The 1,918-nt window shown below is 35.0% G+C and carries 2 protein-coding genes; both read left to right on the top strand.

Annotated elements, in window-relative coordinates; all coding sequences use genetic code 11:
* The first annotated feature begins 20 nt into the window (after positions 1-20).
* Positions 21-1,526 carry a cardiolipin synthase gene (cls, locus tag AC1DUW_RS27140; RefSeq protein ID WP_053346322.1) on the top strand — a complete coding sequence of 502 codons (1,506 nt, stop codon included), beginning with the start codon at positions 21-23 and terminating at the stop codon, positions 1,524-1,526.
* A 74-nt stretch (positions 1,527-1,600) separates the two neighbouring features.
* A partial coding sequence (locus AC1DUW_RS27145; protein ID WP_477643967.1) for an exodeoxyribonuclease III occupies positions 1,601-1,918 on the top strand: 318 nt, incomplete at its 3' end.

A 1,918-nucleotide genomic window follows, 5' to 3' on the forward strand; every position in this document is an offset into this window, starting at 1 on the left:
CAGTGTAGGAGAATGAAAAAATGAGAAGAAGAAGAATGGAATTTGTATTTTTATTTATTTTAATCGTATCGGTTTATATGATCGTTTTTAGTCAGGTTAGCTTCAACACGAAGCTAATTTTTATTGGGTTATATGTTTTTGTTATGTTTATTACGATATACTCACTGATGCTAGAAAATAGATTTGCACATGATACTCTTCTATGGATGTATGTGCTTTTATTTTTCCCTGTATTTGGCTATGTCTTTTACTTGTTTTCTGGCCAACTTTATTTAAAGGGGTATTTGTTCCAAAGTAAAAGAAAAAAAGACCGGGAAGAATGGAAAAGTCTTGTCACCCATGTATCTTCACCAGACCTTACGTTCTTGAACAATCATCAGAAGTCCTTTGCAGCTTTTGCCAAGAATGCTTCTGAGACGACTATAAGTACAGCTTCAAAAACGGAAGTGTTGAAAAATGGAAATGAAACGTTTTCAGAAATCATTAAACAGTTAAAGAAAGCGGAAAAATTCATTCATATTGAGTATTATATTTTCCGTTCAGATAGACTTGGAACAGAAATTATAGATATTCTAATTGAAAAGGCAAAAAAAGGTGTAGAAGTTTTATTTATTTTTGATGCTGCAGGTAGTTTAAGTCTTTCAAATAATGAAGTTAAGCGGATGAAAAAGGCAGGTGTTAAAGCATATCCATTTTCGCCGTTAAAACACGGATTTTTCAATCAAAAGTTTAATTTTAGGAATCACCGAAAAATCATCATCATTGATGGGGAAATTGGTTTTGTGGGTGGTTTGAACATTGGTGAGGAGTATTTAGGAAGAAATAAAAACATTGGATTTTGGCGTGATACGCATATGGTCCTTGAAGGGGAAGCCGTTTACATGCTTCATACGGTATTCCTGTTAGATTGGGAATATGTAAGTGGAGAAGATGTTTTAGAAGAACGTCCGGAGATCAATACCAGAGTTGAAAAAGGAGATGGAGCGGTTCAGGTTGTTGCCAGTGGCCCAGATACACAGCAGGGAATCATGAGTGATTTTTACTATTCTCTGATAACTTGTGCAACAAAATCAATCTGGATTGCAAGTCCATACTTTGTACCGAATCAAGCGATCAAAGCAGCGATTAAGCATGCTGCCTTAAAAGGGATACAAGTCAGACTTATGGTTCCTGCGGTAAATGATGGTTTTTTAACCCAATATGGGAGTCGTTCTTATTTCGGTGAACTTCTTCAATTTGGTGTAGAAGTTTACTCGTACAAAAAGGGTTTCTTGCATCAAAAACTTATCATTGTAGATGGTGATATTGCTTCAATTGGAACGGCAAACATGGATATGAGGAGTTTCCATCTTAATTTCGAGGTGAATGTATTCCTTATGGGTAGCAGTTCCATTAACGATCTAGTCACTCATTATCAAGAGGATATGAAGGATAGCGAAAAACTAGATCCATTAAGTTATAATAATCGAGGTTTACTGGAACGTTCAAAAGAATCTTTTGCCCGGTTATTTTCTAATGTACTCTGATGGGCAAAAAATCAAATCAATAGTATAGTTGTGATAGATAAGAAAAGTTTGATATAAGGAGATTGAAAAAGAATATGAAATTGGTTTCTTGGAACGTAAATGGAATTCGAGCTTGTGTAAAAAAAGGATTTTTAGATTACTTTAAAGATGTGGACGCAGATATTTTTTGTCTTCAAGAAACTAAACTTCAAGAAGGGCAGATTTCACTTGAACTAGAGGAGTATCATCAATATTGGAATTATGCTTTGAAAAAAGGTTATTCAGGTACAGCCATCTTCACGAAGGAAAAACCGCTTTCAGTCAAATATGGTGTAGGGGAACGCGGTGAGGAACCGGAAGGCAGAATTATAACACTCGAGTATGAGAAATTTTATATGGTTAATGTTTATACG

It is taken from the genome of Peribacillus sp. P4_C12 (assembly GCF_056402095.1).

What these genes read in the sequence shown, in the direction of transcription:
- cls (WP_053346322.1), top strand. Translation starts at nt 21, where the DNA reads ATGAGAAGAAGAAGAATGGAATTTGTATTTTTATTTATTTTAATCGTA.